Origin of the sequence: Streptomyces sp. NPDC001530 (assembly GCF_042894545.1) — a bacterium.
In the GTDB taxonomy this organism is placed as follows: domain Bacteria; phylum Actinomycetota; class Actinomycetes; order Streptomycetales; family Streptomycetaceae; genus Streptomyces.
The window spans coordinates 162,879-175,273 of sequence record NZ_JBIAVS010000005.1 but is presented as its reverse complement, the minus strand read 5'-3'; the positions used below and the strand labels follow the sequence as shown (position 1 = coordinate 175,273).

The following is a 12,395-nucleotide window of genomic DNA, read 5'->3' as shown; positions in this document are numbered from 1 at the left end:
GTGGAGCTGCGCGCTCGACAAACGACCAGGTCACTTGACAACCAGGTCTCAGATACTGTGAGCTCGACACGGAGGCTTACCGAGGCCACAGGAGGCTGACCAGGTGCGGGCGCGCAGGCCCTTTGGGCGTGTTCTATCCCTATTTACGGGTGCTGGCGGCCTAGACATCGGCCTTGAGCGTGCGGGGCTTGCGACCGTGGCGTGTCTTGAGACTGACAGTGATGCGCAGGCTGTTCTGCGGGCAAATCGACCTTCATGGTGGCTCCCAGCCAACGGCGACGTGGCTGCTGCGGCAAGTTGGCTGAATCCAGCGGAACTTGGGCTGAAGCGGGGCGAACTGGATCTGATTGCTGGGGGGCCTCCCTGTCAGCCATTTTCCAAGGCCGCACAGTGGAACAGGGCGGCTCGCGTTGGCATGCGTGATCCGCGAGCGCAGAGTATCCACGGCATGTTCGACCTGATAGACGGCTTTCTTCCGAAAGCGCTACTCATTGAGAATGTTTCCGGATTTCTGCAGGGCAGAGAAAGCGCAATTGATGTTGTCATGGAGCGACTCGACAGCATCAACAGGAGGCACGGCACGAATTATGGCCTGTCATGGAAGATCGTCGATTCTGCTGACTATGGTGTCCCACAGCACCGGCAGAGGGCTATCGCGATTGCTTACCGTGAAGGCCAGGACGTAGTGCTTCCAAAACCGTCGCATCTTGGCAGGCCCGTGAGGTCTTGGGACGCACTTTGGGATCTGAAGGAGACGGAAAAGCCTGAGCGTTCCGGGTATTGGTCCGGGCTGTTGGCCTCGATTCCCGAAGGAAAGAATTACCTGCACCATACAGCACGGGGTGACGGGGAAGAGATTTTTGGCTGGCGGACTCGCTATTGGTCGTTCTTGCTGAAGCTAGCCAAGGATCGCCCGTCCTGGACTCTGCCAGCCTCACCTGGGCCCAGCACAGGGCCATTCCACTGGGAAAATCGACCGCTTTCTGTCCGCGAGCAAGCCCGTCTCCAGAGCTTTCCTGATGCCTGGCGGTTTTCAGGCGTTGAGCGAGTGCAGCGGCGAGTCGTAGGAAATGCAACCCCTCCTCTGTTGGCTGAGGTGCTAGGGCGATCAATCGTCACACAGCTTGGGCTGGGGGGCGACGAGGAACGCGAGCTACTTATGTCTCGACGACCTAGTTTGTTGCGCCCCCGGCGGCGGGTAATTCCCGGCGAGGAGCCCGTACTCGCCGTTCCGGATGTCTACCGAGAGCATATCGGGGAAAAGGAAGCGCATCCGGGTCATGGTCGTGGCCCGTCTCCGCGACTGGTTATCGAGGGAGTCGCTTAACCCAGGTGGGGGCGTCCGTGAGTGGACGCGCGTCCCGCTGAGTGGAGTCGCAATAAACGGGCGAGCCGACGGCGGGTCCCTCATCTGTTCAGGCGGAGCCCGCCCGGTGCATGGATCTTGACCCTGTGGCCCATCGTTACCAGGTCGATTATGGGGAGCCGTGGACGTCGGTCACCCCGGCCTGCGCCTCGACTGTTTGTCCACTCAGGTCCGGCATGGACCGCACCTGTTCGTGTCGGACGCTGTGCCAGAACCCTAGATGATCTTGACGGGTAAGGGCATCCCTCTACGAGCCGCCGGCGGTCTGGCGTGAGGACCGCGGGCGCACGGCAACATGGTTGCTGAGCTCAACCCGACTCCGCGTTGTGAAAGAGGTCCCACAGGGCGGGCACCCAATCCAACGCGGCGGCCACCTGCTGGCCCTTACACCTATTCCAGAGCTTCATGATGATCACCTTGCCCCCTTTGAGTCGCGTCGAGAGATCGAACGACATGCAGATGACGGTGGCAGCGATCACACACATTGCGATGGACTTAAACGGCTCGGGAGTCGAGTTCAACTCAGCAACCGCGATCATTATCTCACGAGGTGACGAGGCCGATGTCCTCGTCTTTCGTCGTCAACGTCCCTGACAGGAACGGCTGCCCGGTCAGCCTACCCACGCGGTGGGTGGAGTCTTTAATGGCCGAGTCAAGGCTCCGTCGGCCGCTGGTGCAGCCGGTCGCCTGGAGCAGCTCGTCGAACCCCTCGAGGAGAACGACTGGCAAGGCGGGGTCAGCCGCGCGGACCAGGTCCGCCCAGTCTATGAGAATCGCCATCAGCGGTGCCGTTGTACGGACGCCCTCTGCCCCCCATGTGGCGTATCCGGCCGTGCGATGGCTTATGTGGTCTGGCAAGTTCGGCAATGGCTCGGATAGCAGGCGTCAGACGCGACCTTCGGAGTTGGTGGCCATGGTTTTCTGTTCGGACAAGGCTGCGACTTACCTAACTGGCCTCGACTACAACGTGGTTAAGCACCCTTACGCGGGTCTTGTTCCGCCCGCGGTCATTGGCCGCTCAGACGGCGGCCCACAGGCGGAATGGCTTGGTGAGCTGCAGGACCTCATCAAAGACTCACAGACTCAACAGCCAAGGCCATCGCCGCCAGTTCCAGCTGCGGACATCAGTGGAAGATCGAGCAGCGCGATGTCCTTCGGGATGGGCGCCTCGCTCCTATCTTCCTTCGTCGGCGCCCTAGGAGGCGCTCTGGACGCGTCCGCCAAATACACCAACGCGAAGACAATGCAATTCATCTTTCGGGAAGTCCAGAAGATCCAGGTCAAACCAAGCGCTGTATCCGAGTACATCGAGACCGGGGATCTCCGATGGGACAGCCCTCTTTTTCGTCCATTTCTGGATACCGGACGTCAGCTCTACATTGTCACGGAAGTGGCTGTGGCCAAGGAACTGATGGTCCGTTACGAGCGAGGCAGTGGGACTGCCGCAAGAGTCGAATTTCCCACTCTTGAGGGTTTGGTGAACGGAGCTGTAAGCGTATCTGTGGATTCAGCCCGCAGCCATGAGGTCACGTATACGGGACAGACCCCTGTGACATTCGCCTTCAAATGCTTCGAGTTGGGCATCGATGACGGTGGTCCAACCATGCTGCATGCCAAGGCAGGAGGAGTATCCCTCAGCTTGATGCTGACTATGGAAGGGGACGCACCCCTGGGTGCCGCGGCGAGACTCGCCCCGAACGGCGCTCCCTTGATGGAGCTCAAGAAGATCAGGGGAAAAGACAGTGAATAATGAACACCCGGAGCTGGAGAGTGACAACGTCGAGGAGCTCATCCTCCTACCGGGTGAAGGCTTGGAGTCCCACTATGGGGAGGATTACTATTTCCTCAACCAGCTCCATGAGATGCTGGAAAAGGATGGAATCCGTCGTTTCCAAATGGACAGCGACTTTAAAATAGGAACCGAGGGCTGGCTCCAGCCTGCCGACAGCCCAGATGACGGGCAGGTCCAACTGCTGGGCTCAGCCTTCGCCAGCGGCCCCAAACTTGTGCGTGTCACGGCGGAAATTCGTCGGAGTATCCGAGCTTCGGGCGTGGTGCGGCTTGTGCCCAACTGCAAGTACCGAACAGTGTCAACCCATCCCGGTCCAACCCCTATACCTCTTTCGGGTAGCAGAACCACTTTGGAAATGAAGGTACTTGACGTTGCCACCGGGAGGCCAGTGCCCGGGGCCAGGGTCACACTGTTTGAAGAGGTCCTTCACGCAATCGGCGACACGGGGGTCAGTGACAATTCTGGACAGCTTTCGCTACGGGTATCAAAGGTGCCTCTGAAGGTTGAACGTCTCTTTGTAGAACCACCGCGCACCGGGTACTGGGGGAGGTATCTAGAGAATTTCGTGATCAACTCCCCGGCCTACCAGATCCAGCTGGATCCGGTAGCCACCACACATGTCGACGCCGCCCGCCGCGCCTATCAGCCAGCGCTCACCAGTGGGGCCGGCGTACGGGTCGCAGTTGTGGATCACGGCATCGACGCTGAAGCCGTGCCTGTCGTCGCCGGCAAGAACCTGGTCAGGGGCGAGCCCGAGGAAGAATACGGTGACGACGGGACCGGTCATGGCACACACGTGGCCGGAGTCATCGCGAACTCCCAAAGCGGGGCACTGGCTGGCATCGCTCCCGCTGCAGAGATCTTTAGCTACAGGGTATTTGGCGCTCAATCAGAGGAGGCCACGTCATTCGAAGTACTCATGGCAGTGGTCGCAGCGGTACAAAACGGTTGCCACTTGGTCAATCTGAGCCTCGGTGGCCTCGCATACGACACCAACCTCCGAGACCTAGATGTTTGGGCTGCCGATCGCGGCGCAATCCTGATAGCAGCCGCTGGCAACGACTGGGGGGGCAACGTCACCCTGCCCGCCGCCCTTCCCAACACCTTGGCGGTGGCCGCCGTAGGAAGGATCGGCACGTTCCCAGCCGACTCCTTGGAAAGGAGCCTGGTCGGGCTCAGGTCAAAGCGAGACCCAGACGACTTCTTTGCAGCCTTTTCGAACTACCAGCCCGAAGGCGCCGTAGACCTCGTTGCCCCAGGAGTCGGAATCTTGTCTGTCCAGCCAGGCGGAGGATACGGGCCGCTCAGCGGCACGTCACAAGCCTGCGCTGTCGCCACTGCGGCTGCGGCACGAGCTCTCACCGGAACACAGTGGCTCACCGACCCTGCAGACCGACAACGCACCACCAACATGAAGAACTACCTGCTCAGCCGCGCCGTTCCCATCGGGCTTTCACTAGCCCATGAAGGAGCAGGGCGAATGCCGTAGGGTGGTCTCGTGCGACTGGTGATCTGGTACCGCGGCCCTCAGACGGTGAGCGCCGATGAGCTCCTTGCGAAGCTTCCTGCCGGGTCCCGCCTGGTCGACCAGCAGATGCCGAATATCTTCCTGGTCGAATCGGACGAGGATGCAGCCAAGCGCGCCCTGGCGTCATCGGACGAGTGGTCTGTCGCGCCCGAACAGCCTGCGCGGTCACTGACCCGCTAACTGTCTGTTCCTCGCCTCTCTCGCTTCGGTACTCCGCCCTGCCTTGAGAGCCTCCTTGCTGTGCATCTCAGCGGCAGCCGTCTCGCTGCCCTCCCCGAGCACGCCTTCTTCCGTTTGCCCTCGCGGCACCAGCTGGCGTGCACGCTCACCGGGGGACGCCCATCGCCGATGCCCAGCTCGATGAGCCGATCCGGGGTGGGTGGCCGCCGCTGCTCGCCGCGGCGCCGCTCAGCTTCGCGGTGCGGCGAGGTCGCGCTCCTGCTGCGCTCCGGGAAGCGCAGCAGGTCGAGACGGTAAGCGGAAGTGGATCGTTCACATGTTCGCTTCTAGGCGGAATCGGACCCTTGGCGCCCATCGCTAGCCCAGGGCGATGCCCCGCCCCCACCCGCGCCTTTCGGTGCGCCGGATGACCCCAAGCTGTTCCATCTGCTCAAGGTGGTACGCCACGGAGGACGGGCTCGACAGGCCGACGCTCCGGCCAATCTCCCGGATCGTGGGAGCCTCCCCGCGCTCGGCGATCCGTTCCCGGATGCACTTCAGGATGCGTTCTTCTCGCTCCGTAAGGTGATCTCCCCTGATGTTCACGCCCCCTCCTCCGCTCTGGCCTGTCGCCGCAGCTCCACTCTGGCTGCAGGCGAGCGGCCGACCCCCGTGTCCCAGAACGGGTGCGACGCAAGCCGGGAAGACAGTTCCTGCAGGCGGCGGCGCAGCGCTGCGGTGTGGAGCGGCCGTCTGGCCAACGCTTCGTAGGTGCGGATCCAGTCGCGCTGAGTCTCGATCAGGTCGGGCGGGAACGTCGTGTGCGCCATAGCTCAAATTCAAGCATGTGTTCGATTTCCGACGCACGTCGAAGCGGCTTGGACCACCAACATTTGGCAGAGTCGAGCGTGGGAAGCTTGAGCCGGACGACAAGTAGACGGGGAGGGAGAGCGCGTGTCGCAGCAGGCCAGCCCTCGGGGAACCTTCTTGCAGGTCGCGGAGGTGGTGAAGGCCCAGATCAAGGCGAACCCAGAGATGACGGAGCTGCCATCTGCCTCCGACCTCGTGCGCGATCACAAGATCTCGCGCGGCGTCGCGCTTCGCGCCTTCAAGGTTCTCCAGGAGGATGGCGTAGCCGAACCGGTGGCCGGCGGCCGGTGGCGAGTCGTACGGGCCGGCGAGGCAGTCGACCGGCGACCGCTGGACGAGCGCATCGCGGACGTCATCACGGCCGAGGGACTTGCCGCCGGAGCAGATTTCCCGAGCGCATCGGACTTGGCGGAAAGGTTCGGGGTCTCCCGCCCCACAGTGACCAAGGCTCTCGACAAGCTAGAGGCCGCCGGGGTGCTGGCGAGTGGAGGGCAGGGCAAGGTGCGGACAGTACGCGCCGTGCCGATTCGAGAGGAGCGTTCGTAGCTTGTCGGAGCTGACGGAGTGGGCCTATCCCCTGGCGGAGTCCCTACTCGCTGAGCCTCTGCCACGACGGTGGCAGCACTCGTTGGGAGTCGCCGCGCGAGCCCGGACTATCGCGCTTGTCCTCGGCGAGGACGCCGAGTTGCTGGAAGCCGCGGCTGTCCTGCATGACATCGGCTATTCGCCAGACCTTGCTAAGACGGGCTTCCACCCGCTCGACGGCGCCCGCCACCTCCGAGACGTGGCAAGCGCGGACGAACGGGTCGTGAACCTGGTTGCCCACCACTCCTGTGCGTGGATGGAGGCGGAGGCTCGTGGCTTGCGTGTTGAGCTAGACGGCGAGTTCCCCCGCGAGAGCGCGCACCTGAACGACGCCCTCTGCTACTGCGACATGAACACCACACCGGACGGTACGCCTACGAACCCCGTCGACCGCGTCAACGAGATTGCTGGTCGCTACGGGCCAGACAGCCTGATCGGGAAATTTATCCGTCGCGCCGAACCGGAGATCCTCGCGTGCACGTCGCGCGTCCTCGAACGGGTCGCCGCCGCCAAGCGTCAGCCGATATAGGGAGTTGGCCGCGTCCGGTCCATCGCATGCTCGATTCGGAGCTGCATGGTGGGATGGACGTCTAGCTTCGCCAGGTCCGCTGGGTCAACCCAGCGGACCTGTGTCGTCTCGTTGCTCGTACGCAGTTCACCGCCGATCGGCCGCGCGCGGAAGCAGATGCTGAACTGCTGGCGCACCTCTCCGTCGTCGTACTGCATGACGTGACCGGGGTCCGTGTAGATGCCGGACAGGTCGACGACTTCGGCCTTGATGCCGGTCTCTTCCCAGACCTCCCGAACCACGGTGTCACTGATGGACTCGCCCACGTCGTGGCCGCCGCCGGGTAGCGCCCAACGCCCGTTGTCGGACCGCTGAATCATGAGCACCTGGCCCGCGTCGTTCCGGACGAACGCCACGACCGAGGGCACGACCGAGTTGGCCGACGGGGCGTCCGGGTCGTGCAAGTAGTCGATGCGTCCCATGTTCAAGCTCCCGTGATGTCGTGTTCGGTTACTGGCCTGGCGCCTTCCCAGGTCTGCTGAACGCTATTGGCGAAGGTGTCGAACAGACCGCCTCCGGGAAGCCGCCGCAGGTGGAACGCGGGCGCCATGTACGCGCCGATGCCGTACACGTGCGTGTTGGCCAACATCTCGTCATCAGCGCGGTAGATCGAGTTGTAGAGCACCGTGTCGTGCAGGCGGAAGGAAATCTCGGGGTTACTGGTGAACAGCGGGCGGTAGTTGACCAGCGCATTGCGGATCTTGCCATCCATGATGCGATGCCCTTCGTCGATGCCGCGTCGTATGACGGCTTCGCACTCTGGGTCGCCCATGAGCACTCGGATACGGACGCCGCTCTCGGCCTTTTCCTTCAGCGTCGAGAAGAAGAGAGGGTCCTCTGCCAGGTAGATGCCGGCATACACGAGGATGTCGATGCGTTCCGTGGCGCGCTCGCACATCTCGCGCCAGAGGCCTGACGGCACCGTGTGGCGATGCGGGTAGACGGTGACGATCTCGGCCTTCGACAGGTCCGTTGCGCTCTCGGCATTGCGGTCGTCGTCCCACAGCGTCGTCACGTCGACCTTGAGCGCTGCCGCCGTTGCGTACTGATGCCGCCGGTACGGCGCCTTGCCTTGCGTGATCCAGCGCTCAACGGTCTTCGGGTTGACCTTGATCTCCTCAGCGAGGCTCTGAATGGTCATGCCTCGCGCCAACAGGGCCGATCGCAAACGCTCGTTGGACATCTGCCCCCTCCGTTGGACATCTAGGGAGTTCTTGACGGTAGCGAGATCAACCAAAGCTGTCCACGGGTGGGGTGACCAACTCCCCTGACCTGGGGCGATTCTGATTGTGCGCCAAGAAGTCCCGGCGCAAACACCAATGGGTTCCGTGCCAGTACTTGACGGAGCACTATGCAGTACCTGTAAAACAGGTACTGCATCACAGCAGGACCCCGCCGGACCCGCTTACACGCGGTTCGAGCGGCAGGGGAGACGTAAAAGCCCGTCGTCTTCACGGATCGATCGGTGTCATCGGCTAAGCCGTTCGTCTGACCCTCGGGCGTAGACCCAGGGAACGGATCACGGGGACCCCGGTGATTGGGCCGCACCCAGCCCATGGCACCCAGGGAGCAACCACTCAGCGAGTGACGACTGAGTGGCGCGGTAACCGCGCGCCGTCCAAGGGAGGCGGAGCAAGGCGCGTACGGAGCCGCGAGACGACAGTGACGGGCTTCCCGTCACTCGTCATGCGGGCAGGGTGTCGGCGTCACGTCGGTGGCCTGCCCGTTTGATGAGGACTTTCGAAGGTCCGCCCGCACCGCACCCGGTGCGGTTCCTTTCCACGGCGCGCCCCCGTCGAGGCAACTCCGGGGTGATGACGGGCCGTTCACTGTGAGGAGAGATCTCCATGAAGTGCATCGTTGCCGGTCATGAGGACGCCACCGAGACGGAGTTCGCGGAACTGGCGCTGGGTACCCCGGTTGAGCTGTGGCTCGGGGTGGAGGGCGAGAGCGACGAGGAGCGCGCGGCGCGGCTGGACGCGGCGCGTGACATCCTCGCCGACCCCGAGTACGGCAACCTGCCTGACGACCTGATCCGCCTGGCCGCGCGGGTAGTCGACGACCACCCGGACCTGTTCAACGTGGTCCCGCTGGACCGCCCCGCCCGCCGTCGTCCGGCACGTCGGGGGGTTGCGGCATGAGCGAGGGACTGGCGCTGGACGACCTGGCCGTGCCGCTGCGGGCGCTGCGGCTACTGGTTGCGGACTTCGGGCACCTGCCGGCGCCATCCGTGGAGGTGTCCACCATCTACCCGGACCGGCTGAAGCTGACGTTCTTCGACAACCTGTCCGGCTTCGAGGCATGGCGCGACGCCCTGGGCATCGCCCCGGACGCCGTGGACTACCGCGAGCAGAGTGATGGCCGTACGCGCGTCCTGAAGGCGACCGCAGACCATGCGGGCTCGGGTCTGGACTTGGTCGGCTACGGCGACATCACCGCCCCGCAACTGGTCGGGACGACGATCTGATGCCGCCGGCGTTCGGCAAGTGCTACGACCCTTCCGGCGCCCGGCACGGCATCCCCACCTACCCGTGGCGCTACGCGCCCGACGGCCTGGCCACCAGGCGGCAGTTACGAGCCCGCGGCCTGCGCCCCGGCGGTCAGCCGATCGCGGCGCAGACGCTGCTCCCGCGCTACCGGCGCCCACCGCAGGTCGCCTACCTCTACCGGATCGATCTGGCGAAGCCGGTACGGCCGATGACGTCGCGCAAGTGGGGCGCGCTCGCGTTGGCGATGCTCGCCCGCCGCACCTGCCCGAAGTGCCTGCTCGATGTCGGCTACTGCATCCCGCCCTCGCTCGGCATGTGCGTGCTGTGCGCACACGAGGAACAGCACGCCGCCTGACTCTTCCCGCACCTTCGACAGCAAGGAGACGACTCGATGAAGGAGACGCCCGACAAGGCCCTGAGCAGGGGCCAAGCACTCATCTTGGGTTCCGCCACGGTGCCCATGGTCGCGTTCGGCGCGCTGGGCGCGTGGGGCACCTACAGCAACATCACGAGCGTGTTCCACCGGTCGGCCACGGCGCTTGGCGTGGTGGCCGCCGGGGAGGGCGCAACGTTGGTCCTGGCCCTGGTTCTGGTGGGCCTGACCATGCTGGGGCAGTCTTCGCCGGCGGCCGTGCGGATCGGTCTGTGGACGCTGCCCGCGGTGGCCTCTTTGACCGGCGCGGCCGTCGCGAAGACCACCACGGAGGCCGTGGTGTTCGCCATCACCCCCATGGCCATGTGCGTGTCTGCGGAGGGTATGGGCCTGCTGGCCCGCCGGATCGTGGTCTACCGGACCGGCATGGACGCGGAGGCGCAGCGCCGCAACGCGGAGGTCATGCAGCGGCTCGCCTACCATCGGGCCCGCGCGGCGAACCACCCCGACGAGAAGGCCCGGAAGGCTTCAGAGCTGGAGTCGTGGAAGCTCGCGAAGCGGGTCGGCACGGGGGATGCCGAACTCGGCTCGCACTTGGTCGAGGTGCAGCGTGAGCGGATGACGGCCGGCGCGGACGCCGCGTTGGCGGGCATGTTCGCACTGCCCGTGACGCCCCCCGCCGTCGAGGCCACGGCCACCCGGGAACTACCCGCCGCCACGGCCCCGGTGGACGGGTGCGTCGCACCCCCCGTGACGCCGGAAGACACGCAGGTCACGCCCGATGCCGAGACGATCGTTCCGGAGCGCGTCACACCCGTGACGCAGGGCCCCGTGACGCCCGTGACGCCGGACGGCGAACCGGTCGCGGAAGAGCCCGATGAAGTGCGGCTGCCCGCAGCGGGGGCCGTGACGCTCGATGAGGTGGCCGCCGTCGCCGGCGTAACGACGCCGGAGCCCGCCACGCCCCTGACGGACACACAGCTCATCGTCGTACTCCGGCACCTGCGCTACTCGGTCGACCCCCCGATGTCCTACCGCCAGGCCGCCGCCGCGTTCCGCGAGGGCGGATATGTCGGTGGGGAGAAGCGCGTACGGGCAGCGTGGGGCGCCCTGCTGTCCCACGAAGAAAACGAGGTCTGAGCGTCCTTCAGGGCACCACCAGCCCGCGCGAATCGGGCTGATGACGGCCGCAGAGCGCCGCAAGGCATCCGACGAAGACGGACCAGGGCACGCGAATTGCCCTGGTCCGCTCTGCCCACGATCGCACAGACAGGAGATCCACTGTGTCCAGCCGTACCCGAGCCCGTGCCCGCGCCTTAAAGGTGCCCGCCGGGGCCACCACCGTGCGTATCCCGCGCCAGCGCGGACGCCGCTCGGCCCAGCCGTTCGTGGTCGTCGTACCCGAACGTCCCTCCCTGACCCGCGAAGCGCTCGGCTTCCTGGGACGCGCGCTCTGTCGCTTCCGCCGCCCGCTCGCGCCGACCGGCTTCGCCTTACTGGCCCTGCTCGGCACGGCCGTGCTGCACACGCTGGCGTGGTGGTCCGGCCTGGTGCTCGCCCCCACGGCGGCGGGCCCGCTGCTGTGGCTCACGTTCGTGCAGCGCCGCCGCCCAGCAGCCGACCGCGCGGTGTGGGGCTGGCGCATCGCGGTGGCCCTGCTCGGCACCACCGCGCTGGCGTGGGTGGTCCTGGCCGCGGCGTTCGGGCCGCTGGCCGGGCCGCTGGAGTTGGTCTGGCTGCTCACCCTGATCGCCGCACAGACCGCCTGGCTCACCGTCCGTCGTACGCACTGACTGAGGGGAATACCTGATGGCTCAGAACAACAACACGTGGACGCCGGACGCGCTCCGCAGCCCCGCGGGGCGCCGGATCCACCTCCAGCAGCGGCGGGAGCAGTTGCAGCCGGTCATCGACGACCTGCGCCGCCTGGCCCGTGAGCTTCAGGCGGACCTGGCCGAGGACGGCCGCCTGTACGGCGACTTGCCGTATCAGGACCGGATTCGGGCGTGGTCGACGGTCCGGCCGTTCTTCCAGGCGGTTGACGACCTGGAAAGCGCGCTGACGTCCCTGGTAGCCGTGAACAAGCGCTACGAGAAGAATTACGAGGCTCTGCCCGCGAAGCGGGAGGAAAAGGCCCTAGAGAAGAAGCGGGCCAAGGAGCTGAAGGCACAGGGCAAGGGACCGGCGGCGGCCGTGAATTCCGCTCAGAACGTCCGCCCCCTGGGGCCGGGAATGGCACCGAATTCCGCTCCGGCAGTCCAGCACGACGGCGACGGACCGTCCTTCATGGACTATTTGTCGAGGGGAGCCTGAGCAATGGCGGAAGGGTCCCTGCGCAGTCGCCAACTCAAAGCGCAGCGCTGGAAGCAGCGCCAGGAAGCGGCGACGACGAACCGTCAGCGGGCCATCGTCCTGGTCGATATGGCCCGCGCCTACGCCTCCGACGATGACCCGCTGTGGGTCGACCTGGTCCGCCTGCTCCACGGCCGGCTGTCGTCGGTCGTGGGGTAACGCTCCGCGCTCATCATCATCACCGTCCCCTGAGCGACCCCGGGGGCCCACATGCGCGCGTCACGCGCGCGTAAGGCACCGATCCCCGTCACGTCAAGTAGTCATAGAGAGGAGGGGACATGGCCGACGATGACGGCCAGGGGAACGTCATTGA

General features: G+C 65.1%; 19 protein-coding genes. 13 read left to right on the top strand and 6 right to left on the bottom strand.

Going from position 1 to position 12,395, the window contains the following annotated elements:
• Nucleotides 1-103: 103 nt before the first annotated feature.
• The gene (locus ACFY0T_RS11410) at nucleotides 104-1,327 is read left to right on the top strand and encodes a DNA cytosine methyltransferase (protein WP_388867556.1); all 1,224 of its coding nucleotides are present in this window, start codon (nucleotides 104-106) and stop codon (nucleotides 1,325-1,327) included.
• A gap of 347 nt (nucleotides 1,328-1,674) precedes the next feature.
• Here the strand turns inward: ACFY0T_RS11410 and ACFY0T_RS11405 are convergent, their stop codons facing one another.
• Both ACFY0T_RS11405 and ACFY0T_RS11400 read right to left on the bottom strand, forming a co-directional pair.
• A complete protein-coding gene (locus ACFY0T_RS11405; RefSeq protein ID WP_388867553.1) occupies nucleotides 1,675-1,821 on the bottom strand; it encodes a hypothetical protein in 147 nt (48 codons plus the stop codon).
• A gap of 88 nt (nucleotides 1,822-1,909) precedes the next feature.
• Nucleotides 1,910-2,146 carry a hypothetical protein gene (locus ACFY0T_RS11400; protein ID WP_388867550.1) on the bottom strand — a complete coding sequence of 79 codons (237 nt, stop codon included), beginning with the start codon at nucleotides 2,144-2,146 and terminating at the stop codon, nucleotides 1,910-1,912.
• Nucleotides 2,147-2,273: 127 nt separating this feature from the next.
• On the opposite strand from ACFY0T_RS11400, the gene ACFY0T_RS11395 reads away from it, so the two are divergent.
• The 3 genes from ACFY0T_RS11395 to ACFY0T_RS11385 are packed head-to-tail and all read left to right on the top strand — an operon-like array spanning nucleotide 2,274 to nucleotide 4,866.
• Nucleotides 2,274-3,116, top strand: a complete 843-nt coding sequence (locus ACFY0T_RS11395; protein ID WP_388867548.1) for a hypothetical protein — start codon at nucleotides 2,274-2,276, stop codon at nucleotides 3,114-3,116.
• Nucleotides 3,109-4,647: a S8 family serine peptidase gene (locus tag ACFY0T_RS11390; RefSeq protein WP_388867545.1), complete on the top strand. Its 1,539-nt coding sequence runs from the start codon at nucleotides 3,109-3,111 to the stop codon at nucleotides 4,645-4,647. Before ACFY0T_RS11395 ends, ACFY0T_RS11390 begins: the two co-directional genes overlap by 8 nt.
• Nucleotides 4,648-4,656: 9 nt before the next feature.
• Nucleotides 4,657-4,866: a hypothetical protein gene (locus tag ACFY0T_RS11385; RefSeq protein WP_388867543.1), complete on the top strand. Its 210-nt coding sequence runs from the start codon at nucleotides 4,657-4,659 to the stop codon at nucleotides 4,864-4,866.
• Between the two features lie 357 nt (nucleotides 4,867-5,223).
• On the opposite strand, the gene ACFY0T_RS11380 is transcribed toward ACFY0T_RS11385, so the two are convergent.
• Together ACFY0T_RS11380 and ACFY0T_RS11375 are read right to left on the bottom strand one after the other, a co-directional pair.
• Nucleotides 5,224-5,451: a LexA family protein gene (locus ACFY0T_RS11380; protein WP_388867540.1), complete on the bottom strand. Its 228-nt coding sequence runs from the start codon at nucleotides 5,449-5,451 to the stop codon at nucleotides 5,224-5,226.
• Complete coding sequence (locus tag ACFY0T_RS11375) at nucleotides 5,448-5,675, bottom strand: hypothetical protein (protein WP_388867538.1); 228 nt, start codon at nucleotides 5,673-5,675, stop codon at nucleotides 5,448-5,450. The genes ACFY0T_RS11380 and ACFY0T_RS11375 overlap by 4 nt, the downstream gene beginning before the upstream one ends.
• Before the next feature lie 124 nt (nucleotides 5,676-5,799).
• On the opposite strand from ACFY0T_RS11375, the gene ACFY0T_RS11370 reads away from it, so the two are divergent.
• Together ACFY0T_RS11370 and ACFY0T_RS11365 are read left to right on the top strand one after the other, a co-directional pair.
• Entirely contained in the window at nucleotides 5,800-6,261 is a 462-nt protein-coding gene (locus ACFY0T_RS11370; protein WP_388867535.1) for a GntR family transcriptional regulator, read from the top strand.
• A gap of 1 nt (nucleotide 6,262) precedes the next feature.
• Nucleotides 6,263-6,829, top strand: coding sequence for an HD domain-containing protein (locus ACFY0T_RS11365; protein ID WP_388867532.1), 567 nt, complete (start codon nucleotides 6,263-6,265; stop codon nucleotides 6,827-6,829).
• On the opposite strand, the gene ACFY0T_RS11360 is transcribed toward ACFY0T_RS11365, so the two are convergent.
• The gene (locus ACFY0T_RS11360) at nucleotides 6,817-7,290 is read right to left on the bottom strand and encodes an NUDIX domain-containing protein (protein WP_388867529.1); all 474 of its coding nucleotides are present in this window, start codon (nucleotides 7,288-7,290) and stop codon (nucleotides 6,817-6,819) included. The two genes, ACFY0T_RS11365 and ACFY0T_RS11360, sit on opposite strands and share 13 nt — an antisense overlap.
• A 2-nt stretch (nucleotides 7,291-7,292) precedes the next feature.
• Nucleotides 7,293-8,051: an XRE family transcriptional regulator gene (locus ACFY0T_RS11355; RefSeq protein WP_388867526.1), complete on the bottom strand. Its 759-nt coding sequence runs from the start codon at nucleotides 8,049-8,051 to the stop codon at nucleotides 7,293-7,295.
• A 664-nt stretch (nucleotides 8,052-8,715) separates the two neighbouring features.
• Between ACFY0T_RS11355 and ACFY0T_RS11350 the strand changes: the two genes are divergently transcribed.
• The 7 genes from ACFY0T_RS11350 to ACFY0T_RS11320 all read left to right on the top strand — a co-directional run bounded on the left by ACFY0T_RS11350 (nucleotide 8,716) and on the right by ACFY0T_RS11320 (nucleotide 12,241).
• Nucleotides 8,716-9,009, top strand: coding sequence for a hypothetical protein (locus ACFY0T_RS11350; protein ID WP_388867523.1), 294 nt, complete (start codon nucleotides 8,716-8,718; stop codon nucleotides 9,007-9,009).
• Nucleotides 9,006-9,335, top strand: coding sequence for a hypothetical protein (locus ACFY0T_RS11345; RefSeq protein WP_388867521.1), 330 nt, complete (start codon nucleotides 9,006-9,008; stop codon nucleotides 9,333-9,335). Before ACFY0T_RS11350 ends, ACFY0T_RS11345 begins: the two co-directional genes overlap by 4 nt.
• On the top strand, nucleotides 9,335-9,712 hold the full coding sequence (locus tag ACFY0T_RS11340) for an RRQRL motif-containing zinc-binding protein (protein WP_388867518.1): 378 nt from the start codon (nucleotides 9,335-9,337) through the stop codon (nucleotides 9,710-9,712). Before ACFY0T_RS11345 ends, ACFY0T_RS11340 begins: the two co-directional genes overlap by 1 nt.
• Nucleotides 9,713-9,748: 36 nt before the next feature.
• Complete coding sequence (locus ACFY0T_RS11335; protein ID WP_388867516.1) at nucleotides 9,749-10,870, top strand: hypothetical protein; 1,122 nt, start codon at nucleotides 9,749-9,751, stop codon at nucleotides 10,868-10,870.
• Between the two features lie 143 nt (nucleotides 10,871-11,013).
• Nucleotides 11,014-11,523, top strand: coding sequence for a hypothetical protein (locus tag ACFY0T_RS11330; RefSeq protein WP_388867513.1), 510 nt, complete (start codon nucleotides 11,014-11,016; stop codon nucleotides 11,521-11,523).
• A gap of 16 nt (nucleotides 11,524-11,539) precedes the next feature.
• Nucleotides 11,540-12,043, top strand: coding sequence for a hypothetical protein (locus ACFY0T_RS11325; RefSeq protein WP_388867510.1), 504 nt, complete (start codon nucleotides 11,540-11,542; stop codon nucleotides 12,041-12,043).
• A 3-nt stretch (nucleotides 12,044-12,046) separates the two neighbouring features.
• Nucleotides 12,047-12,241, top strand: coding sequence for a hypothetical protein (locus ACFY0T_RS11320; RefSeq protein ID WP_388867507.1), 195 nt, complete (start codon nucleotides 12,047-12,049; stop codon nucleotides 12,239-12,241).
• The last annotated feature ends 154 nt before the right edge of the window (nucleotides 12,242-12,395 follow it).

Excerpts from the sequence above, each read along its gene's own strand:
- ACFY0T_RS11405 (WP_388867553.1), bottom strand. The coding sequence starts at position 1,821 with ATGTCGTTCGATCTCTCGACGCGACTCAAAGGGGGCAAGGTGATCATC.
- ACFY0T_RS11400 (WP_388867550.1), bottom strand. The coding sequence starts at position 2,146 with ATGGCGATTCTCATAGACTGGGCGGACCTGGTCCGCGCGGCTGACCCC.
- ACFY0T_RS11375 (WP_388867538.1), bottom strand. The coding sequence starts at position 5,675 with ATGGCGCACACGACGTTCCCGCCCGACCTGATCGAGACTCAGCGCGAC.
- ACFY0T_RS11360 (WP_388867529.1), bottom strand. The coding sequence starts at position 7,290 with ATGGGACGCATCGACTACTTGCACGACCCGGACGCCCCGTCGGCCAAC.
- ACFY0T_RS11355 (WP_388867526.1), bottom strand. The coding sequence starts at position 8,051 with ATGTCCAACGAGCGTTTGCGATCGGCCCTGTTGGCGCGAGGCATGACC.
- ACFY0T_RS11350 (WP_388867523.1), top strand. The coding sequence starts at position 8,716 with ATGAAGTGCATCGTTGCCGGTCATGAGGACGCCACCGAGACGGAGTTC.
- ACFY0T_RS11345 (WP_388867521.1), top strand. The coding sequence starts at position 9,006 with ATGAGCGAGGGACTGGCGCTGGACGACCTGGCCGTGCCGCTGCGGGCG.
- ACFY0T_RS11340 (WP_388867518.1), top strand. The coding sequence starts at position 9,335 with ATGCCGCCGGCGTTCGGCAAGTGCTACGACCCTTCCGGCGCCCGGCAC.
- ACFY0T_RS11335 (WP_388867516.1), top strand. The coding sequence starts at position 9,749 with ATGAAGGAGACGCCCGACAAGGCCCTGAGCAGGGGCCAAGCACTCATC.
- ACFY0T_RS11325 (WP_388867510.1), top strand. The coding sequence starts at position 11,540 with ATGGCTCAGAACAACAACACGTGGACGCCGGACGCGCTCCGCAGCCCC.
- ACFY0T_RS11320 (WP_388867507.1), top strand. The coding sequence starts at position 12,047 with ATGGCGGAAGGGTCCCTGCGCAGTCGCCAACTCAAAGCGCAGCGCTGG.